Genomic DNA, 21,076 nt, shown 5'->3' with positions numbered 1-21,076 from the left:
GTCATGCAGACACATTGGATGCGGCCGCCGCGATCGCGCCGCCTGATCTGGCTTGCGTCGTCGGCGCTGGGTTTCGCCGTCCTGCCGGCGGCGGCGCAGGACGCCACCTGGCTCGGCAGTCCCGGCAGCAGCGACTACAGCACCAACGCCAACTGGAGCGGCGGCCTGGTACCGACCGGCACCGCCTTCTTTGGAACGTCGGACACCACCAGCCTGTTCTTCTCGCCAACCTTCACCGACGTCAACGGCTGGACGTTCAATGCAGGCGCGTCGGCCTACAGCTTCACAATCGCCGGCAATCTAGCTCTGCGGTTCTACGGCGCCGGGATCATTGTCGATGGCGGCAGTGCTGTCCTCACCAACACTGGCTACCTGCACTTCTACGGCGCGAGCACAGCCGGCGGGGCGAGCGTCATCAATAACGCGAACCAGTATTTCATGGATGCCAGTACAGCCGGCAGCGGCAGCTTCACCAACAACAGCAACACGAATTTCAACGACACTAGCACGGCCGGCAGCGCCACCATCACCAACAGCGGCAGCCTGCAATTCAACAATTCCAGTTCGGCTGCAAGCGCTGTCATCACCAACATCGGTAATGTGATTTTCTCCGGCAGCAGCACCGCCGCGAACGCTGCGATCACCACCAGCGGTCTCGGTGGGCTGTATTTCGGCGACACCAGCACGGCGGGCAATGCCGTCATTACCAACCTCGCCACCCTGAACTTCTACGGTAGCGGCAGCGCCGGCAATGCGTCGATCACCACCAGCAGCTTGCTGCAGTTCCTTAACACCAGCACCGCGGCAAACGCTGCCATCACCAACACGTCCAACCTGCAGTTCAAGGACACAGCCACGGCCGCCAGTGCCACGATCACCAACAGCGGCACCCTGGCGTTCTCGGTCAACAGCTCGGCCGGCAATGCGTCGATCACCACCAACAGCGCCGGCAGGACATTCTTCGTTGATACCAGCAGCGGTGGCACGGCGCGGCTGATCGCCGGGTTGGGCGGTGTGGTCGACTTTTCGCCGCTGACGTCCGGCGGAACCACCGCCGGCTCGTTTGAAGGCGGGGGCCGGTTCAATCTCGGCTCGAAAACACTCACCGTCGGCGGCAACGACCTCTCGACCACGGTCAGCGGGGTCATTGCCGATGGCGGCTTTAGCGGCGGCACCGGGGCCGCCCTAGTCAAGACCGGCACCGGCACGCTGACACTGTCGGGCACCAACACCTATAGCGGCGGCACCACCATCAACAATGGCGTGCTCCAACTCGGCGACGGCAGCGGCACCGGCAAGATCGTCAACGCCGTGGTGAATTCCGCGACGTTCGAGGTGGTCAAGGCCGACACCAGCGGCATCACCAGCATTGCGAACAATGGATTAGCAAGGTTCCGGAACAGCACGAGCGCCGGCACTGCGACCGTCACCAACACCGGCACCCTTGACTTCTACGGCACCAGCACGGCCGGCAGCGCCAACATCGACAATAGCAACCTCATGAATTTCCGCGACACGTCCACGGCCGGAAGCGCTTCCATCACCAGCACCGGTGGGATTGTGAGCTTCTTCGAGACCGGTTCGGCCGGTCACGCCATCATCAACGCCAGCGCCGGCGGCGTGAGTTTCCTCGACAGCAGCACGGCCGCCGGCGCCACTATCACCAACACCGGGACCGCTAGCCTTTATTTCGGTGGCACGAGCGCGGCCGGGAGCGCCATCATTACCCTGGGCAGCTCAACAACTACGACTTTCGCTGAAGCCAGCACGGCAGGCAGCGCCCATATCACCAGCAGCGGCAACCTGAATTTCTTTGACACCAGCACGGCCGGCGGCGCCACCATCGGCAGCAACGCTGGCCGTCTCGGTTTCTACGCCAGCAGTTCGGCCGGCACCGCGACCATCACATCCAGCGGCCTCGGCAGCATCGCGTTCTATAACTCCGCCACGGCCGGCAGCGCCTTCATCACCAACAACACGACGTTGACCTTCAACCAGACGGCTACGGCCGGCAGCGCAACCATCGCCAACAACGCTGCCCTGGCATTCATCGACAACAGCACCGCCGGCAATGCCGCCATCGCCAACGGCGCTGCGGGCAGTACGGATTTCAGCCAATCGACCGGGCTGTTGGGCAACAACCGGCTCAGCGCCGGCTCGCTCGCCGGTGGCGGCACATTCAGGCTTGGCAACAACGAACTGACGGTCGGCGGCAACAATCTCTCGACCACGGTCAGCGGGGTCATTGCCGATGGCGGCCTCGGCGGCGGTACGGCCGGCTCGCTGGTCAAGACCGGCACCGGCACCATGACGCTAAACGGAATCAACAGCTATTCCGGTGGCACTTTCGTCAATGCCGGCACGCTGCAGATCGCCGGCGCCGGCTCGCTCGGCGCCAGCGGTGGCAAAACCGCGGTGGCTGGCGGCACGCTCGATCTCGGTGGCACCACGCAGACGCAGAACGGTGGCGTCGTGCTGAACAGCGGTGCCATCGTCAACGGCACGCTGGCGTCGTCGGCCGATTTCGACCTGCAGAACGGAACGCTCAACGCCGCGCTGGCCGGCAGTGGCGGCCTGACCAAGAGCGGCAGCGGCCGCGTCGATCTCGCGGAGATCAACACCTATAGCGGCGCGACGGCCGTCAACGGGGGCACGCTCAGCATCAATGGCTCGATCCTCAACTCCGCTGTCACCGTCAATGCCGGAGGCACGCTCGGCGGCAATGGCACCGTCGGCAACACCATCTTCAATGGCGGCACGCTGTCGCCCGGCAATTCGATCGGGCAGCTGACGGTGCAAGGCAATCTCGCGCTGTCATCGGCCGCGACCTATATGGTTGAGGTCTCCACCACTGGCTCCGACCGCACCAATGTCACCGGCACTGCCAATCTCGGCGGCGCCAAAGTGAGCGCGAGCTTTGCGTCCGGCAAGTATGTCGCCAAACAATATACGATCCTGCATGCCGCCGGCGGTCTGGGCGGCTCGACCTTCAACACGCTGGTCAACAGCGACCTGCCGTCGGGCGTCAAGACCAGCCTGCGCTATGACACCAGCAACGTGTATCTCGACCTCGAGCTGATTTTTATCGCCCCGCCGAACACCGGCCTGAGTGGCAACCAGTCGGGCGCCGGCCAGGCGTTGGTCAATTACTTTGACCGCAATGGCGGCATTCCGTTGGTCTATGGCGGGCTCACAGCAGCGGGCCTGACCCAGGTCGCGGGCGAGACCGCCACGGGATCGCAGCAGACGACGTTCAATGCCATGACGCAGTTCATGGGCATGATGACCGATCCGTTCAGTGCGGGCAGGGGTTTCGACGCGCCGGGCGCGATGGGATACGCGGATGCGCGCAAGCCCCATGACGCTTTCGCGATGTTCACCAAGGCACCGCCAATGGCACCGTCCTTCGAGGCGCGCTGGAGCGTGTGGGCGTCGGGTTTCGGCGGGTCGCAGACCACCGATGGCAATGCGGCGACCGGATCGAACACATCGAACAGCAGCATCGGCGGCACCGCTGTCGGCGCCGATGTGCTGCTGTCGCCGACGACCGTCGCCGGTTTCGCGATGGCCGGCGGCGGCACCAGCTTCAGCGTGACCGGCGGCGGCTCCGGTCGCTCCGACCTGTTCCAGATCGGCGGCTTCGCGCGCCACAGCATCGGCTCGACCTATCTGTCCGGCGCCTTGGCTTACGGCTGGCAGGACGTCACCACCAACCGCAGCGTGATGACGGATCAGTTGCAGGCGCGTTTCAGCCCCAATACGTTTTCGGGACGTTTTGAAGTCGGCAATCGCACCGTCACGTCATGGCAGGGCGGCCTCGGTCTCACGCCTTATGCTGCCGTGCAGTTCACCGCCGTCATGTTGCCGGCCTATGCGGAAACCGCTGTCGCCGGCAGCAACGCCTTCGCGCTCAGCTACACATCCAAGACCGTGAACGACACCCGCAGCGAACTCGGCCTGCGCACCGACAAATCCTACGCGGTCGGCGATGCGCTGCTGACGCTGCGCGGCCGTGCAGCATGGGCGCATGATTTCAACACCGACCGCGCCGCATCGGCGACGTTCATGTCGCTGCCCGGCGCCAGCTTCGTCGTCAATGGCGCAGCGGCGGCGCATGACGCCGCGCTCACCACGGCCTCGGCCGAGATGTCCTTCATCAGCGGCATCTCGCTCGCCGCGACCTTTGAAGGCGAGTTCTCGGATGTCACGCGCTCTTATGCCGGCAAGGGCGTGGTGCGTTACACATGGTGATTGAGTCTGCCTGATGGGTGGCGTCGGCTTGGCCGTCGTGCAAGGACGCGCCAACGGGTTGTGACTTTCCGGCGACATTGCCGGGGAATCTCCTGTCGAACCGACCATTTTTGGGGGCCGCGCGTCGCTTTGCGCAAAATGCGAGGACGGCGCGGTTCCATTGTGGCAGGGTCCGCTCCGATACACGGCTTCGCCGCGCCCTTGAGCGTCGAAATGCAACGGGGTGAGCGGGTGGCGATACGGGGTCTCAACGATCGATTCGGCGCGGCGCGGCGGTTGCGGGCCATTTTGCTGGCGTCGTCGGCGCTGGGCTTGGCGCCCTTTTGGGCGGCGCTGCCGGCGGCGGCGCAGGACGCAACCTGGCTGAGCGCGCCTGGCTCGGGCGACTTCAACACGGCAGCGAACTGGGGCCCGGCCGCGGTGCCGACCGGCACCGCGTTCTTCGGCACGTCCGGCGTCGCCGCGCTGTCATTTTCGGCCTCTACGACCCTCGGCGGCTGGACCTTCAATGCCGGTGCTTCGGCTTACAGCTTCACCGTCGGCAGCAGTCTCTTTTTCGTCGGCGCCGGCATCGTCGTCAACGGCGGCTCAGTCGACATCACCAACAACAGCGTCATGACTTTCGCCAACTCCAGCACGGCCGGCAGTGCCACCATCGCCAACAACTTCCAACTGCAATTCATTAACACCAGCACGGCCGGCAACGCGGCCATCACCAATGGCGCGGCGGGTACCACGGATTTCGGCGGATCGACCGGCCCCCTTGGCGACAACAAGCTCAGCGCCGGCTCGATCAACGGCGGCGGCACTTTCAGACTGGGCCAAAACGAGTTGACGGTCGGTGGCAACAACTTCTCCACCAACGTCGCCGGCGTCATCGCCGACGGCGGCACCGGCGGCTCGCTGGTGAAGACCGGCGCCGGCACGATGATCCTGTCCGGGATCAACACCTACACCGGCGGCACGACCTTTGCCGGCGGCACGATTAGCGTCGCGCAGGATGCCAATCTCGGCGGCGCAGCGGGGGCGCTGACCTTCACCGGCGGCACGCTGCAGACGACTGCCGGCTTTTCATCGGCGCGCAGCATTGCTTTGGGCACTGGCGGCGGCACCCTGCAGGTCGATACCGGCACTCTCGAACTGTCCGGCAACATCGCGGACAGCGGCGGGACGCCTGGCGCATTGAACAAGACCGGCGCCGGCACACTGTCGCTCACCGGCAACAGCATTTATTCCGGCGCCACCAATATTCTTGCCGGCACGCTGCTCGCGAGCGGCTCGCTCAGCCCGGACAGCGCCTATACGATCGCGGCCGGCGCCACGCTGGCCCTCGACAGCCCGTTCCAGTTCATCGGCTCGCTGGCCGGCGCCGGCAGCGTGACCAATGCCAACGCCGCCGATGCGGTTCTGGTCGTCGGCCTCAACAACAGCAGCACGACCTTTGCCGGCGTGATCAGAGATGGCGCGGCGGCGAAGATGTCGCTGTGGATCGACGGCACCGGCGTCACGACACTGACCGGCGCCAACACCTATACCGGCGGCACCGCGATCTGCTTCTGCTCGACGCTGCAGATCGGCAATGGCGGCACCACCGGTTCGATTGTCGGCGATGTCGCCAACGGCGGCACGCTGATCTTCAATCGCTCGAACTTCTACAGCTTCGACGGAGTCATTTCCGACAGCGGCGCCGACCAGGGCAAACTGGTGAAGACCGGTGCGGGCAACACCGTGCTGAGCGGGATCAACACCTATACCGGCACGACGACGGTCAATGCCGGCACGCTCAGCGTCAACGGTTCGATCGCATCGTCGTCGCTGACCACGGTGAATTCAGGCGGTACGCTCGGCGGCAACGGCTTTGTCGGCGACACGCTGATCAATGGCGGCGTGCTGGCGCCGGGCAATTCGATCGGCACGCTCAATGTCACTGGCAGCCTGACCATGACGGCGGCATCGACCTATCTGGTGCAGATCTCCGGAGCATCATCGGACAAGACCATCGTCACCGGCACCGCGACGCTGGCCGGCAAACTCGCAGTCGATCCGCTGGCGCGCATCGCCGCGACGACGACCTATACGATCCTCAATGCCGGCACGATCAGCGGCAGCTTCGACACGATAACCGTGATCAACAGCTTCGCGCGCAATGCGCGGCTGAGCGATGTGGGCAACGACGTGTTGCTGACCGTCGATCCCGGCCTGCTCAGCCCGAACCTGCCGGACAGTGCCGGCCGCAATCAGAAGGCCGTCGCAACCGCCATCGACAATGCGCTGACGGGTGGCGGCACGATGCCGGGCCAGTTCAACGCGCTGTTTGCGCTCACCGGCGACGCGCTGCGCAACGCGCTGACCCAGACCTCCGGCGAAACGGCGACGGGATCGCAGCAGACGACATTCAACGCCATGACGCAGTTCATGGGCATGATGACCGATCCGTTCAGCGCGGGCAGGGGCTTTGATACGCCGGGCGCGATGGGATATGCGGAGGCGCGCAAGCCGCGTGATGCCTTCGCGATGTTGACCAAGGCGCTGCCGCGCGCGCCGTCCTTCGAGACGCGCTGGAGCGTCTGGGCCTCCGGCTTCGGCGGATCGCAAACCACCGACGGTAATGCGGCGACGGGATCGAACACCGCGCGCAGCAGCATCGGCGGCATCGCCGTCGGCGCCGACGTGCTGTTGTCGCCGAACACGGTGGCCGGATTCTCGCTCGCGGGCGCCGGCACGAATTTCTCCGTGGCCAATGGCGGCAGCGGTCATTCGGACATGTTTCAGATGGGCGCCTTCGTGCGCCACAGCGTGTCGTCTGCCTATATCACCGCCGCGGCCGCCTATGGCTGGCAGGACATCACCACCGATCGCATCGTGACCGTCGCCGGCCTTGATCGCCTGCATGCGCAATTCAATGCGAACTCCTATTCGGCGCGGGTCGAAGGCGGCAACCGCACTGTGAGTTCATGGCTTGGTGGCGTCGGCGTGACGCCCTATGTCGCCGCGCAGGTGATCGCATTCGACCTGCCGTCCTATGCGGAAACCGTCAATGGCGGCGCCAGCACCTTTGCGCTGAACTACGCGGGCAAGACAGTGACATCGACCCGCAGCGAACTCGGCCTGCGCACCGACAAGTCCTTCGCCGTCAACGATGCGATCCTGACGCTGCGCGGCCGCGCCGCATGGGCGCATGACTTCAACAGCGATCGCAGCGTGGCCGCCACGTTCCAGTCGCTGCCCGGCGCATCGTTCACGGTGTCCGGCGCAGCGCCGGCACGCGATGCGGCGCTGACGACCGCCTCGGCCGAACTGGCATGGAGCAACGGCCTTTCCGTCGCTGCCACATTCGAGGGCGAGTTCTCGGATGTGACGCGCAGCTATGCCGGCAAGGGCGTTGCGCGTTATACGTGGTAGCAGGTGCCGAGGGCGCGGTGCGCTGCGCGCATTCGTTCGGCACAAATCTGAAAATAATCCTTGACGCTGTTTTCGGAGAGATTATATTCCATTGCATCCCGTCCCACTTTGAGGGGCGTTGCCAGGGACGCTTGTTAGCGCGGGGCGGGATGTGGCGCCTGCGGGCGGGAGGGAGACGTTCCCTCACGCACTCGGGAGGCCTTGGGTCCCCGTCCGGCCCCACTACGGGGGTCTGCCACTCATGCTGGCTGGACGTGGCATTGGTGAACGGCGGGAAACCGTCGGGATCAGCGGACTGCGGAGGTCTGCGCCTTTGCCCGGAAGAACGGTCCCGGGGACAGAAATCGCCACGATGGAGCGTCGAAAGGCGTTTCCGCGGCCTCTGCTGTCCGGCGATCCGGACACTACGCTGCGGCACTGTACCCAAGTCGCGCCTTTCGGCGCTTCATCTCCCTCATTTTCGAGGGAGAGCACCGGGACCGCCACGCACGCGCTCAGGCGCGGGCAAGGACGGCGCGTGGCCGCACTCAGCCATGTCGTCTCACGCCGTGGTCTTGCGCTTCGATGCAGCTGGTTTGCGAACCTGTACCGCGTTGACCGCCGGTGCCTGTGCCAGCAGGCGGCCGAGCATGTCGATCAGCTTTTCGACTTCCTTCTCATCGAGGCAATCCAGCAGGACCCGTTCGCGGTCCAGCGCCAGCTCGATGATCCGGTCATGCAGCGCGCGGCCGGATTTGGTCAGGATGACGACGCGCCTGTTGTCGCCGGCCAGATCGGTCACTGTCACGCTGCCGTTATCGACCAGAGATTTAAGGGTGCGACTGACGAGACCCTTGTCGAGATCGAAATACTGGCAAATCTGTTGTGCGGTGCACGCGTCTTCGCTGGCGAGCTTCGAGAGGATTCGCCATTCCGTGACGCCGACGCCGAATTCGCGCCGATAGGCACTCGAGGCACCCGCGGCGAGCTTGTTGCCCAGGAAATTGATGAGCGCCGGTACATATCGTCCATGGTTGATCACCGGCTTTGTCATCTGGATACGATCTACAATCTGAAATGAACGGAAATCGAGCGGCCCGTGAATGCTTGGCTAGACTTTAGCAGCATGCCACGATGCGTCGGAATTACGCAGTTCAACAGACCGCGTTGTGTTGTCAACCCAGCCGTTGACAGGTCAACATGGCTCCGTTATCGCGGGCGATCATCATCGCGGGCGACAGCGTATGGGGACTATGACTTCACGGCCTTGAAGAGCCGGCATCACCTACAGAGGAGGAATTAATGCTGAGGAATTTCATTTCCGCGACCGTGGCTGCTGTCGGCGTGCTGTCCATCGGCGGGCTCGCGCAGGCGCAGGAGACCGTCAAGATCGGTCTGATCGTGCCGATGACCGGCGGCCAGGCTTCGACCGGCCAGCAGATCAATAACGCCATCAAGCTCTATCAGCAGAAGAATGGCGACACCGTTGCCGGCAAGAAGGTCGAAATCATCCTCAAGGATGACGCGGCGCTGCCTGACAACACCAAGCGCCTCGCGCAGGAACTGATCGTCAACGAGAAGGTCAACATCATCGCCGGCTTCGGCGTCACGCCGGCTGCGCTCGCCGCAGCGCCGCTCGCGACCCAGGCGAAGGTGCCAGAGATCGTGATGGCTGCCGGCACCTCGATCATCACCGAGCGCTCGCCCTATATCGTGCGCACCTCGTTCACGCTGGCGCAGTCCTCCACCATCATCGGTGACTGGGCTGCCAAGAATGGTATCAAGAAAGTCGCGACGCTGACCTCCGACTACGCACCGGGCAACGACGCACTGCAGTTCTTCAAGGAGCACTTCACCGCCGGTGGCGGCGAGATCGTCGAAGAGGTCAAGGTGCCGCTGGCCAATCCCGATTTCGCGCCGTTCCTGCAGCGCATGAAGGACAGCAAGCCCGACGCGGTGTTCGTGTTCGTGCCCGCCGGGCAGGGCGGTAACTTCATGAAGCAATATGCCGAGCGTGGCCTCGACAAGTCCGGCATCAAGGTGATCGGACCCGGCGACGTGATGGACGACGACCTGCTGAACAATATGGGCGATGCTGCCTTGGGCGCCGTGACCGCGCATCTCTATTCTGCAGCGCATCCCTCCGCCATGAACAAGGAGTTCGTTGCGGCCTACAAGAAGGCTTACAACACCCGTCCGGGCTTCATGGCCGTCGGCGGCTGGGACGGCATCCATCTCGTCTATGAGGCGCTGAAGAAGACCGGCGGCAAGGCCGACGGTGACAGTCTGATCGCGGCGATGAAGGGCATGAAGTGGGAAAGCCCGCGCGGCCCGATCTCGATCGATCCGGAGACCCGCGACATCGTGCAGAACATCTATATCCGCAAGGTCGAGAAGGTGGACGGCGAACTCTACAACATCGAATTCGCGACCTTCGAGGCGGTGAAGGATCCCGGCAAGACGAAGAAGTAAGTATCAAGCTTGAAGTGAAGCGACGTCGCTAATGGTCTCCCTCCCCCTTGCGGGGAGGGTCGGCCGAGCGAAGCGGAGGCCGGGGTGGGGGTGCCCCGAGCTCTGCAGAGTATGCGGCACCCCCACCCGACCGGCCTTGCGGCCGGCCACCCTCCCCGCAAGGGGGAGGGACAAGAAAGTGCGAAGACTGCATGACCCTTCTCACCATTCTGTTCGACGGCGTCGCCTACGGCATGTTGCTGTTCGTGCTGGCGTGCGGGCTGGCGGTGACGCTGGGCCTGATGAACTTCGTCAACCTCGCCCACGGCGCCTTCGCCATGGCGGGCGGTTATGCCTGCGCGATCCTGGTCAATCGCGCCGGCCTGCCATTCTTTGCGGCTTTGCCGATTGCTTTCGTGGTGAGCGCTGCGATCGGCGCCGTGCTGGAGCGATCGCTATATCGCCATCTCTACACGCGCAGCCATCTCGACCAAGTGCTGTTCACCATCGGCCTCGTCTTCATGTCCGTGACGGCGATGGACTACTTCATGGGCTCGGCGCAGACCTTTATCCATCTCCCGGACTATCTGCAGGGTCAGATCAATCTGTTCGGCCTTGGTGTCGGCCGCTATCGCCTGATGATCATCGTGATCTGCGGATTGCTCACCATCGCATTGCAGATGATCCTGTCGAAGACGCGCTTCGGCAGCCGGCTGCGCGCCGCGGTGGACGATCCGCGCGCCGCGTCGGGTTTGGGTATCAACGTCCCGCAGGTCTTCGCGCTGACTTTTGCGTTCGGCTGCGGACTGGCTGGTATGGGCGGCGCACTTGGCGCGGAAATCCTCGGCCTCGATCCGTACTTCCCGCTGAAGTTCATGATCTACTTCCTGATCGTGGTGACGGTCGGCGGCTCGTCCAGCATCACCGGGCCGTTCCTGGCCTCGCTGCTGCTGGGCATCGGCGATGTCGCCGGTAAATATTACGTGCCGAAACTCGGCGCCTTCGTGATCTACACCATGATGATCGTGATCCTGATCTGGCGCCCCAACGGCCTGTTCGGCCGCACCGCGGCGCGGTGAGGGCATCATGACAACAAACAGCACCACCCATCCGGAAGTAGGCCAATTCGCCATGGCGCGCGCGCAATGGCGCTGGCCCGAAGTCGTGTTCTGGCTCGCCGCCGCAGGCTGCATCCTGCTGTTTCCGAACCGCTATCTGATCCTCACCGAGATCGCCTGGCTCGCGCTGTTTGCGCTGTCGCTGGATTTGATCCTCGGCTATGCCGGCATCGTCTCGCTCGGCCACGCCGCATTCTTCGGCTTCGGTGGCTACGCGGCGGGTTTGTTGGCACTGCACGGCATCGTCACCGAACCGGTGATTGCATTGGTTGTTGCCGGTCTTGCCGCGATGGCGCTTGGCTTCGTGACGAGCTTCCTCGTCATGCGCGGGTCAGATCTGACGCGGCTAATGGTGACGCTCGGTATTGCGCTGTTACTGCGCGAACTCGCCAACCGCTTTTCAAATATCACCGGTGGCTCCGATGGCCTTCAGGGCATCGAGATGGCGCCGATTCTCGGCCAGTTCTCCTTCGACATCTTCGGCAAGGTCGGCTTCATCTATTGTCTCTGCGTGCTGTTCGTCTTGTTCTTGCTGGCGCGACGCATCGTGCATTCGCCGTTCGGCCTGTCGCTACGTGCGATCCGCAACAATCCGCTGCGTGCCTCGGCGATCGGCATTCCCGTCAATCGCCGGCTGATCGCGATCTACACCATCGCAGCCTTCTATGCGGGCGTTGCCGGTGCACTCTCGACGCAAACGACGGCGCTCGCCTCGCTCGACGGTTTTGCCTTCGATCGCTCGGCTGACCTGATGCTGGTCCTGATCATCGGCGGCACCGGCTATCTCTATGGCGGCCTGATTGGTGCGGTGATCTTCAAGCTGTTGCAGGAGCTGTTCTCGACACTGACGCCGCAATACTGGCAGTTCTGGATTGGTGCCGTGCTGGTGGTCATCGTACTGATCGGCCGCGACCGGATGCATCGCTGGGCGCTGTTTCTGCCGCGGCTGATCGCAAGCAAGTTCGGCCGTGCCAAGACGCCGGTCGTTGCGCCGGAAGGTGAGGCGCCATGACCATCGCGCTGGAAACCGTCAATCTCGAAAAGTCCTTCGGCGGCCTCAGGGTCACCCGTGATCTGTCGCTCAAGATCGAGGCCGGTGCGCGTCATGCGCTGATCGGCCCGAATGGCGCCGGCAAGACCACCGTGATCAATCTTTTAACTGGCGTGCTGAAGCCGAATTCCGGCCGCATCCTGCTCGAAGGCAACGACATCACCGGCCTGCCGGTGCACAAGCGCGTGCTGCGCGGGCTGTCGCGGACCTTCCAGATCAATCAGCTCTATCCGGACATGACGCCGCTGGAGACGGTCGGTCTCGCCGTATCCGAACATCTCGGCCATGGTAGCGACTGGTGGCGCCGGATGGGGACGCGCAGCGACGTCAATGACGAGATCGCAGAGAACCTCGCGCGCTTTCATCTGCTGGACGTCATGAACGAGCCGACGGCGACGTTGCCGTACGGTAAGCAGCGTCTCCTTGAAATCGCCGTCGCCATCGCCACCAAGCCGCGTGTGCTGTTGCTTGACGAACCGGCTGCAGGTGTGCCGGAGAGCGAGCGCCACGATATTCTCTCTGCAGTCGCCAGCCTGCCGCGCGACGTCACGGTGCTGCTGATCGAGCACGATATGGATCTGGTTTTTTCCTTTGCCGATCGGATCTCTGTGCTGGTCGCGGGCGCCATGCTGGTGGAAGGTCCGCCGGACGAAGTGGCGCGCGATCCGCGCGTCAAGGCCGTGTATCTGGGCGAGGGCGCCGATGTCTGATCTTCTCGACATCAATGACCTGCGCGCGGGCTATGGCGAAGCCGTGGTCATTCCGAAGATGACGCTGCAACTCGGCGAAAGCCAGGTGCTGGCACTGCTCGGACGCAACGGCACCGGCAAGACCACGCTGATCAATTCCATCGTCGGCGTCACCCGCCGCTTCAGCGGTACGCTGAAGCTCGGCGGAAAAGACATCACGTCGCTGCGGCCGGACCAGCGCGCCCGCGCCGGCATTGGCTGGGTGCCACAGGAGCGTAATATCTTTCGCTCGCTCACCGTGGAAGAAAATATGACCGCCGTGGCGCAGCCCGGGCCGTGGGACGTCAAGAAGATCTACGAGATGTTTCCGCGGCTCGAAGAGCGCAAGAACAATTTCGGCAATCAGCTGTCCGGCGGTGAACAGCAGATGCTGGCGATTGGCCGTGCACTGACGCTCAATCCGCAGGTGCTGCTCCTGGACGAACCGACCGAAGGCCTTGCGCCGATCATCGTCGATGAATTGCTGGCAGCGCTGGGCAAGATCACACGCGCCGGCGGCATCTGTTCCATCATCGTGGAACAGAATGCACAAAAAATACTCGGGCTGGCCGATCGCGTCGTGATATTGGAACGCGGCACCATCGTGCATGATGCAACGAGTGCAGCGTTGAAATCCGATCCTGCCGTGCTGGAGCATTTCCTCGGCGTCGCCGGCGCGGCCGGCAGCAAGAATAAACACGCGGCCGGTACACCCGGCTGATCTGCAAACCGAGCATTCTGGAGTAACGACTATGCAGAGAACCAAAGCCCCGTTCCGTGCCGACGAAGTCGGCAGCCTGTTGCGGCCCGCATCGATCAAGGAAGCGCGCGCCAAGCTGGAGAAGGGTGAGATTTCGGCCGACGACCTGCGCAAGGTTGAAGACATCGAGATCGAGAAGGTCGTGCATCGCCAGGCCTCGACCGGCCTCAAGCTTGCCACCGACGGCGAGTTCCGTCGTTCGTGGTGGCACTTCGACTTCCTCGCCAAGTTGACCGGCTGCGAACTCTATCATCCCGACACCGGCATCCAGTTCACCGGCGTCGAGACCCGTCATGACTCGGTGCGCGTGATCGGCAAGGTCGATTTCCCCGACGATCATCCGATGCTGGCGCACTTCAAATTCCTGAAGAAACATTGCGATACGGCGGGCGTCACCGCGAAGATGACTATCCCGTCGCCGGCAGTTCTGCATTTCCGCGGCGGTCGCAAGGCGATCTCGAAGGAGGTCTATCCGGATATCGAAGTGTTCTTCGAGGATCTCGCCAAGGCCTATCGCAAGGCGGTGAAGGCGTTCTACGACGCCGGCTGCCGCTACCTGCAGTTCGACGACACGGTCTGGGCCTATCTCTGCTCGGAAGATGAGCTGAACAAGGTCCGTGCGCGTGGCGAGGATGCTGACAATCTGCAGCAGATCTATTCGCGCATCATCAATTACGCGATCGCCGAGCGTCCTGCGGATATGGTGATCACGACACACGTCTGCCGCGGTAACTTCCGCTCCACCTGGATTTCGTCGGGCGGCTACGAGCCAGTGGCTGAAACGCTGCTCGCCGGTACCAATTACGACGGCTACTTCCTCGAATACGATTCGGATCGTGCCGGCGGTTTCGAACCGCTGCGCTTCCTGCCGAAGGGCAACAAGGTCGTCGTGGTCGGTGTCATCACCTCGAAGTTCGGTGAGCTTGAGAAGAAGGAAGACATCAAGGCGCGCCTGCAGGAGGCTTCGAAGTTCGCGCCGCTCGAGCAGCTGGCCGTGTCGCCGCAATGCGGTTTCGCCTCCACCGAGGAAGGCAATATCCTCAGCGAGGAAGAGCAGTGGGCGAAGCTCAAGCTCGCCGTCGATGTCGCCAACGAGCTGTGGGGGAAGTAATCGGAAAATTGCGCCCGTGCACGGCTCGCAATCCGTCGTGACCGGCAGCCGCAACAGAGGCTTTAAACCATCCTTTTCGCATTCAGCGAAAGGGATGGTTTTCTTGTTTCTGGCTGTGGCCTCTTTGTTTGTATTGTGGCCGACCGATGTGCGTGCCCAAGCGCATGAAATGTTGGGTGACTGGCAACAGCTGACGTCGAATGCCGGCGCATGTCCGCAGTGCCGGATCAACTTCGTTGGGGACGGCACGCGCCTGCGGGTTGCTGCCAACAACGGCTGGTCAGCGGATGTCGAGGTGCGCGACTCCGACAGCGGCACAAGCGCGGTAGGACAAGGCACTTGGCGCACGCGTGCGGCAACAGCGCCAGTGTCGAAACCGTTTAGCATCGACTTCAAGCTGAGTGGCCAGAGGCTCTACATGACGATGGTCGATGAAGCGAACGGCCGCAGGCGGATCGTGAAGGCGGTGTTCGGCCGTGCTTGGTTGGGCGCCTAATCAAGCCTTCCCACGCCCGACGCTCTCATAAGTGAAACCGGCTTTCTCCATCTCCTCGGGGCGGTAGATGTTGCGCAGATCCACGATGACCGGCTGCTTCATCTTCTGCTTCACTTGTGCGAGGTCGAGTGCGCGGAACTGCTCCCATTCAGTCACGATCACGAGCGCGTCGGCGCCGGTTGCGCAGGCATAGGCGTCGTCGCAATAGGTGATATCAGGCAGTTCGTGCCTGGCCTGTTCCATGCCGACGGGATCGTAGGCCTGCACGGTCGCGCCGAGATCCTGAAGGGCGGTGATCAGCGGGATCGACGGCGCCTCGCGCATATCGTCGGTGTTGGGCTTGAACGTCAGTCCGAGCACGCCGACGGTCTTGCCGCGCAGATTGCCGCCGAGCGCGGCAGAAACCTTGCGGGCCATGGCGCGCTTGCGGTTATCGTTGACCGTGAGGACTGCCTCGACGATCCGCAGCGGCGCGTCGTAGTCCTGACCGGTCTTCACCAGTGCGCGGGTATCTTTCGGAAAACACGAGCCACCGAAGCCGGGACCAGCATGCAGGAACTTCGCACCGATGCGGTTGTCGAGGCCGATGCCACGCGCGACGTCCTGGACATCCGCGCCGGTTCGCTCGGCCAGATCAGCGATTTCATTGATGAAGGTGATCTTGGTCGCGAGGAACGCGTTGGCGGCGTATTTGATCAGCTCGGCGGTACGCCGACCCGTATACATGATCGGTGCCTGATTGAGATAAAGCGGGCGATAGATCTCCGAGATCACTGTGCGTGCGCGCTCGTCGTCGGTACCGACAACGATGCGATCGGGATGCTTGAAATCGCGGATCGCGGCGCCCTCGCGCAGGAATTCCGGGTTTGACGCCACGGCGACGTCGGCGGCGGGATTGGCTTCCTTGATGATGCGTTCCACATCGTCGCCGGTGCCGACCGGCACGGTCGACTTGGTGATCACCACGGTAAAATCGCGGAGATTGGCGGCGATCTCGCGCGCGGCGGCATGCACGTAGCTGAGATCGGCGTGGCCATCGCCGCGGCGGGACGGGGTGCCGACCGCGATGAACACGGCATCCGCCGTCTTCACGGCTTCACTGAGGTCGAGACTGAAGCCGAGCCGGCCGCTTTTCACATTGCTGGCCACCAGCGCGTCCAGGCCGGGCTCGAAGATCGGGATCTCGCCACGGAGCAGGGCGTCGATCTTGCCGCTGTCCTTGTCCACGCAGATCACGTTATGGCCGAAATCGGCGAAGCAGGCGCCGGACACAAGGCCGACGTAACCGGTGCCGATCATCGCAATGCGCATGGAGAAAGCCCGTTTTGAGTAATCGGAAGGCGAGAATTTGAAGTTGCCACATCCTAGCAGAAGCGCGCGACTTTCACACGACGGCAGGTGGAGCGATCGGGCATTTCATCTGTGGGCAGATTGTGCTAGAGAGTGGGCCGATAATAATTCTGCCCACTTTTGGTTATATCCCCACACATGAAGAACGATCAGATCCTCGGAATCATCTCCGATTTCTGCCGACAGGCGGAGATGGCGGAGTCGACCTTCGGTCGCCGGGCCGTCAACGACGGCAAGCTGGTCAACCGCCTGCGCGAGGGCAAGCGTATTACCATCGACACGCTGGAGCGGATCCAGGCCTTCATCGCCCAGTCGATGCCGGAGGGCGTGCCGCCGCCACGCGGGCTGGAGCCGCCGATCGAACGGCGCGATCCTCGCAGCAATTTCCGCTTCTTCGAGAACCGGCAGAAATACCTGCTGTTCGTCCATACCTGCTCGGAAAAGCGGGTGATTGCCGATCGCGTCGGGCTCGAATTGGCCAGCATCCATCCGCGCCCGCCAGCGCTGCGGGTGTTCGATGCGGGCGTCGGCGACGGTACGGTGCTGGCGCGGGTGATGCGCTCGATGCACGGCCGTTTTCCGCATATGCCGTTCTATATCGCCGGCAAGGAGCTCAGCCTTGAGGACGTCCGGCTGACGCTGGACAAGGTGCCGGATCGGCTGTTCGAGCATCCAGCCACGGTCTTTGTCCTGACCAACATGCACTATGCCGAGGCGCCCACGCTCACCCCGGCATCGCCGGCCGCTGCCGCCGCCATGATCTGGCACGAGGTTCCGTTGCGGGGGGCTTCGTCCGGCGAATTCGCCGACCAGATTGCCGGACTTGGAGCTTTTCTTGAGGACAACTGGCGAGCCAGCATCAACCCCAGATCAGGCATGCCGACCTATGAACGGCCTGTGGCCCTGGTGGTTTATCGCGAGGATCACCGGTTCCTGCTGGATTCCATTATCCCCCGCGCAGGGCGCACGGAGGCCAATTTTGACCTGATTATCGCCTCCCAGCCCTATCGGGCGAAGTCTTCGGTGCAATTTCGCGCTAAACGGATCATGGCGCCGCTGGCCCGGGCACTGCGGGCCGGTGGGCGACTGATCGGTATCCATTCGCATGGGCAGGACCCCGGTATGGAGATCGTTCAAGCCGTCTGGCCCAAAGAAAATCCTTTCGCCGTGAGCCGGCATGAGCTATTGCGGGCGGTGAAATACGAGCTGGGCTCAGCCGGCCGCGATCTGAACTTCAATGCCTATTCCGACCAGCGGTCGATCTTTCGCTACGCCATGGAGGCGCTGCCGAACGAGGTGACCGGATCGATCGGAACATCGACGGCTTTTGCAGCATGGAACGCGGCGGTTTACGTGGCTCAAATCGAGGATGACCGTTTGACGGAAGTAACCCAGAGCGGCCGTTACCTGGATGCCACCCGAGAGGTTCTGCGCAAGCACAACGGTCTCTGGTTCTACGACGAATCCTACGTCATCTCGCGGCGTCGCGACTGACATTTCCGGAACAATCTGACGAAGGCTGCCGTACCCGGCGCAAATAAAGAGGACCAGTTGATGCGCGCGTCTTATCTCTTCACCAGTGAATCGGTTTCCGAAGGCCATCCCGACAAGGTCTGCGACCGTATCTCCGACGAGATCGTCGATCTGTTCTTCCGCGAAGGCCCGAAGGCGGGCATTGATCCCTGGGATATTCGCGCTGCCTGCGAAACCCTCGCCACCACCAACAAGGTTGTGATCGCCGGCGAGACCCGCGGTCCGTCCACCGTCACCAATGACCACATCGAAGCCGTCGTTCGCGCCGCCATCAAGGACATCGGCTACGAGCAGGACGGTTTCCACTGGAAGACCGCCGACGTTCAGATCCTGCTGCATCCGCAGTCGGCCGACATCGCGCAGGGCGTCGATGCCAAGCAGCCGACCAATGCTGAAGAAGGTGCTGGCGACCAGGGCATCATGTTCGGTTACGCCACCAACGAAACGCCCGAGCTGATGCCGGCACCGATCTTCTACGCGCACAAGATCCTGCGCCTGATCTCGGAAGCCCGTCACGCCGGTACCGAAAAGGTGCTTGGCCCGGACTCCAAGAGCCAGGTCACCGTGCAGTACGAAAACGGCAAGCCGGTTGGCGTGCGCGAAATCGTCGTCTCGCATCAGCATCTCGTCGAGGACATGACCTCGAATCAAGTGCGCGAACGCGTCGAGCCCTACGTCCGAAAGGCGCTGCCGGATGGCTGGATCAGCGACAAGACGATCTGGCACATCAATCCGACCGGCAAGTTCTTCATCGGTGGCCCCGATGGCGACGCAGGTCTCACCGGCCGCAAGATCATCGTCGATACCTACGGCGGTGCTGCTCCGCACGGTGGCGGCGCGTTCTCCGGCAAGGACTCCACCAAGGTGGACCGTTCGGCCGCTTACGCTGCGCGTTACGTCGCCAAGAACATCGTTGCCGCAGGCCTCGCCGACAAGGCGACGCTGCAGCTCGCTTACGCCATCGGCGTGGCACGCCCGCTGTCGATCTATGTCGACACCCACGGTACCGGCAAGGTCGCTGACGACAAGATCGAGAAGGCCGTCGCTGCCGCGATGGATCTGACGCCGCGCGGCATCCGCAAGCATCTCGACCTCAACAAGCCGATCTACGCCCGGACGTCGGCCTACGGTCATTTCGGTCGCACACCGGATGCCGACGGCGGCTTCTCCTGGGAGAAGACCGATCTCGTCGATGCGCTGAAGCGCAACGTCTAACCACAAATTCGTCGTTCCGGGGCGTGTGCGCATTTGCGCGCATACGAACCCGGAACCCAGAAGTGACTATCACATCGAGATTCCGTGTTCGCTCGCGAAGGCGCGAGCGCTGCGGAATCGCTCTCTTATCAAGGATTAAAACATGACCGCCCCCAACGGTTTCACCGACTACATCGTCAAAGACATCAACCTCGCCGCCTTCGGCCGCAAGGAGCTCTCGATCGCCGAGACCGAGATGCCAGGCCTGATGGCCACCCGCGAGGAATACGGCCCGAAGCAGGTGCTGAAGGGCGCCCGCATCGCGGGCTCGCTGCACATGACCATTCAGACCGGCGTGCTGATCGAGACGCTGAAGGCACTCGGCGCCGACATTCGCTGGGTCTCGTGCAATATCTATTCGACTCAGGATCACGCCGCAGCCGCGATCGCCGCTGCCGGCATTCCGGTGTTTGCCATCAAGGGTGAAACTCTGACCGAATACTGGGATTACACCGCAAAACTGTTCGACTGGCACGGCGGCGGTCACCCCAACATGATCCTCGATGACGGCGGCGACGCCACCATGTATGTCCATCTCGGCCTCAAGGCAGAGAACGGCGACACGGCGTTCCTGGACAAGCCGGGTTCGGAAGAAGAGGAAGTGTTCTTCGCGCTGCTCAAGAAGCAGCTCAAGGAAAAGCCGAAGGGCTATTTCGCTGGGATCGCGAAGTCGATCGTGGGCGTCTCGGAAGAGACCACCACGGGCGTGCATCGTCTGTACGACATGCAGAAGGCCGGCACGCTGCTGTGGCCCGCGATCAACGTCAATGACTCGGTCACCAAGTCGAAGTTCGACAACCTCTATGGTTGCCGTGAATCGCTGGTCGACGGCATCCGCCGCGGCACCGACGTCATGATGTCCGGCAAGGTTGCCATGGTCGCCGGCTTCGGCGACGTCGGCAAGGGCTCGGCCGCTTCGCTGCGCCAGGCCGGCTGCCGCGTGATGGTCTCCGAAGTCGATCCGATCTGCGCGCTGCAGGCGGCGATGGAAGGCTATCAGGTCGTCACGATGGAAGACGCCGCGCCCCAGGCCGACATCTTCGTCACCGCGACCGGCAACAAGGACATCATCACCATCGAGCACATGCGCGCGATGAAGGATCGTGCCATCGTCTGCAACATCGGTCACTTCGATAACGAGATCCAGATCGCGTCGTTGAAGAACCTGAAGTGGGACAATATCAAGCCGCAGGTCGACGAAATCACGTTCCCCGATGGTCACCGCATCATCATGCTGTCAGAAGGCCGCCTCGTGAACCTCGGCAACGCCATGGGTCACCCGTCCTTTGTGATGTCGGCGTCGTTCACCAACCAGACGCTGGCGCAGATCGAACTCTACGCCAACAACAAGGACGGCAAGTACAAGAAGGAAGTCTACGTGCTGCCGAAGTCGCTCGACGAGAAGGTCGCGATGCTGCATCTCGCCAAGATCGGCGTGAACCTGACCAAGCTGCGCAAGGACCAGGCCGACTATATCGGCGTGAAGCAGGAAGGCCCGTTCAAGTCGGATCACTACCGCTACTGAGTTCGGTTTGGCGGTTTGAATAAGAAAAGCCCCGGATCGCTCCGGGGCTTTTTGTTTGAGCCGTGCT

General features: G+C 62.9%; 14 protein-coding genes. 12 read left to right on the top strand and 2 right to left on the bottom strand.

Features of this window, described 5'->3' with window-relative positions:
* Positions 1-3: 3 nt before the first annotated feature.
* Together A4A58_RS27305 and A4A58_RS27300 are read left to right on the top strand one after the other, a co-directional pair.
* Positions 4-4,251, top strand: coding sequence for an autotransporter outer membrane beta-barrel domain-containing protein (locus A4A58_RS27305; protein ID WP_158005749.1), 4,248 nt, complete (start codon positions 4-6; stop codon positions 4,249-4,251).
* Positions 4,252-4,482: 231 nt separating this feature from the next.
* Entirely contained in the window at positions 4,483-7,653 is a 3,171-nt protein-coding gene (locus A4A58_RS27300; protein WP_244499887.1) for an autotransporter outer membrane beta-barrel domain-containing protein, read from the top strand.
* A gap of 541 nt (positions 7,654-8,194) precedes the next feature.
* Here the strand turns inward: A4A58_RS27300 and A4A58_RS27295 are convergent.
* The gene (locus tag A4A58_RS27295) at positions 8,195-8,686 is read right to left on the bottom strand and encodes a MarR family winged helix-turn-helix transcriptional regulator (protein ID WP_068738189.1); all 492 of its coding nucleotides are present in this window, start codon (positions 8,684-8,686) and stop codon (positions 8,195-8,197) included.
* A gap of 248 nt (positions 8,687-8,934) precedes the next feature.
* Between A4A58_RS27295 and A4A58_RS27290 the strand changes: the two genes are divergently transcribed.
* From A4A58_RS27290 to A4A58_RS27260, 7 genes are all read left to right on the top strand, one after another.
* Positions 8,935-10,104 carry an ABC transporter substrate-binding protein gene (locus A4A58_RS27290; RefSeq protein WP_068738187.1) on the top strand — a complete coding sequence of 390 codons (1,170 nt, stop codon included), beginning with the start codon at positions 8,935-8,937 and terminating at the stop codon, positions 10,102-10,104.
* Between the two features lie 191 nt (positions 10,105-10,295).
* Entirely contained in the window at positions 10,296-11,162 is an 867-nt protein-coding gene (locus A4A58_RS27285; protein WP_068738185.1) for a branched-chain amino acid ABC transporter permease, read from the top strand.
* A 7-nt stretch (positions 11,163-11,169) separates the two neighbouring features.
* Positions 11,170-12,213: a branched-chain amino acid ABC transporter permease gene (locus tag A4A58_RS27280; RefSeq protein ID WP_068738183.1), complete on the top strand. Its 1,044-nt coding sequence runs from the start codon at positions 11,170-11,172 to the stop codon at positions 12,211-12,213.
* Positions 12,210-12,962, top strand: a complete 753-nt coding sequence (locus A4A58_RS27275; RefSeq protein ID WP_068738181.1) for an ABC transporter ATP-binding protein — start codon at positions 12,210-12,212, stop codon at positions 12,960-12,962. Before A4A58_RS27280 ends, A4A58_RS27275 begins: the two co-directional genes overlap by 4 nt.
* Positions 12,955-13,701, top strand: coding sequence for an ABC transporter ATP-binding protein (locus A4A58_RS27270; RefSeq protein WP_068738179.1), 747 nt, complete (start codon positions 12,955-12,957; stop codon positions 13,699-13,701). Before A4A58_RS27275 ends, A4A58_RS27270 begins: the two co-directional genes overlap by 8 nt.
* Positions 13,702-13,732: 31 nt before the next feature.
* On the top strand, positions 13,733-14,851 hold the full coding sequence (locus A4A58_RS27265) for a cobalamin-independent methionine synthase II family protein (RefSeq protein ID WP_068738177.1): 1,119 nt from the start codon (positions 13,733-13,735) through the stop codon (positions 14,849-14,851).
* A 37-nt stretch (positions 14,852-14,888) separates the two neighbouring features.
* A complete protein-coding gene (locus tag A4A58_RS27260) occupies positions 14,889-15,347 on the top strand; it encodes a hypothetical protein (RefSeq protein ID WP_139069954.1) in 459 nt (152 codons plus the stop codon).
* Here A4A58_RS27260 and A4A58_RS27255 read toward each other — a convergent pair whose 3' ends face one another.
* Positions 15,348-16,658, bottom strand: coding sequence for a UDP-glucose dehydrogenase family protein (locus A4A58_RS27255; protein WP_068738173.1), 1,311 nt, complete (start codon positions 16,656-16,658; stop codon positions 15,348-15,350). It lies immediately after the preceding gene.
* A 177-nt stretch (positions 16,659-16,835) separates the two neighbouring features.
* Here A4A58_RS27255 and A4A58_RS27250 point away from each other — a divergent pair, with 177 nt between their 5' ends.
* The 3 genes from A4A58_RS27250 to ahcY all read left to right on the top strand — a co-directional run bounded on the left by A4A58_RS27250 (position 16,836) and on the right by ahcY (position 21,009).
* Positions 16,836-18,191 carry a hypothetical protein gene (locus A4A58_RS27250; protein WP_068738171.1) on the top strand — a complete coding sequence of 452 codons (1,356 nt, stop codon included), beginning with the start codon at positions 16,836-16,838 and terminating at the stop codon, positions 18,189-18,191.
* Positions 18,192-18,251: 60 nt separating this feature from the next.
* Positions 18,252-19,445: a methionine adenosyltransferase gene (gene metK / locus A4A58_RS27245; protein ID WP_068738169.1), complete on the top strand. Its 1,194-nt coding sequence runs from the start codon at positions 18,252-18,254 to the stop codon at positions 19,443-19,445.
* A gap of 142 nt (positions 19,446-19,587) precedes the next feature.
* Entirely contained in the window at positions 19,588-21,009 is a 1,422-nt protein-coding gene (gene ahcY / locus A4A58_RS27240) for an adenosylhomocysteinase (RefSeq protein ID WP_068738167.1), read from the top strand.
* Positions 21,010-21,076 lie beyond the last annotated feature (67 nt).

This window comes from Tardiphaga robiniae, from assembly GCF_001618955.1.
Classification (GTDB): Bacteria; Pseudomonadota; Alphaproteobacteria; order Rhizobiales; family Xanthobacteraceae; genus Tardiphaga; species Tardiphaga robiniae_A.
The sequence above is the reverse complement of the archived record's forward strand: the minus strand, read 5'-3'. Positions and strand labels throughout refer to the sequence as shown.

Coding starts and splice junctions, on each gene's coding strand:
- A4A58_RS27305 (WP_158005749.1), top strand. CDS start 4: ATGCAGACACATTGGATGCGGCCGCCGCGATCGCGCCGCCTGATCTGG.
- A4A58_RS27295 (WP_068738189.1), bottom strand. CDS start 8,686: ATGACAAAGCCGGTGATCAACCATGGACGATATGTACCGGCGCTCATC.
- A4A58_RS27290 (WP_068738187.1), top strand. CDS start 8,935: ATGCTGAGGAATTTCATTTCCGCGACCGTGGCTGCTGTCGGCGTGCTG.
- A4A58_RS27285 (WP_068738185.1), top strand. CDS start 10,296: ATGACCCTTCTCACCATTCTGTTCGACGGCGTCGCCTACGGCATGTTG.
- A4A58_RS27280 (WP_068738183.1), top strand. CDS start 11,170: ATGACAACAAACAGCACCACCCATCCGGAAGTAGGCCAATTCGCCATG.
- A4A58_RS27275 (WP_068738181.1), top strand. CDS start 12,210: ATGACCATCGCGCTGGAAACCGTCAATCTCGAAAAGTCCTTCGGCGGC.
- A4A58_RS27270 (WP_068738179.1), top strand. CDS start 12,955: ATGTCTGATCTTCTCGACATCAATGACCTGCGCGCGGGCTATGGCGAA.
- A4A58_RS27265 (WP_068738177.1), top strand. CDS start 13,733: ATGCAGAGAACCAAAGCCCCGTTCCGTGCCGACGAAGTCGGCAGCCTG.
- A4A58_RS27255 (WP_068738173.1), bottom strand. CDS start 16,658: ATGCGCATTGCGATGATCGGCACCGGTTACGTCGGCCTTGTGTCCGGC.
- A4A58_RS27250 (WP_068738171.1), top strand. CDS start 16,836: ATGAAGAACGATCAGATCCTCGGAATCATCTCCGATTTCTGCCGACAG.
- metK (WP_068738169.1), top strand. CDS start 18,252: ATGCGCGCGTCTTATCTCTTCACCAGTGAATCGGTTTCCGAAGGCCAT.
- ahcY (WP_068738167.1), top strand. CDS start 19,588: ATGACCGCCCCCAACGGTTTCACCGACTACATCGTCAAAGACATCAAC.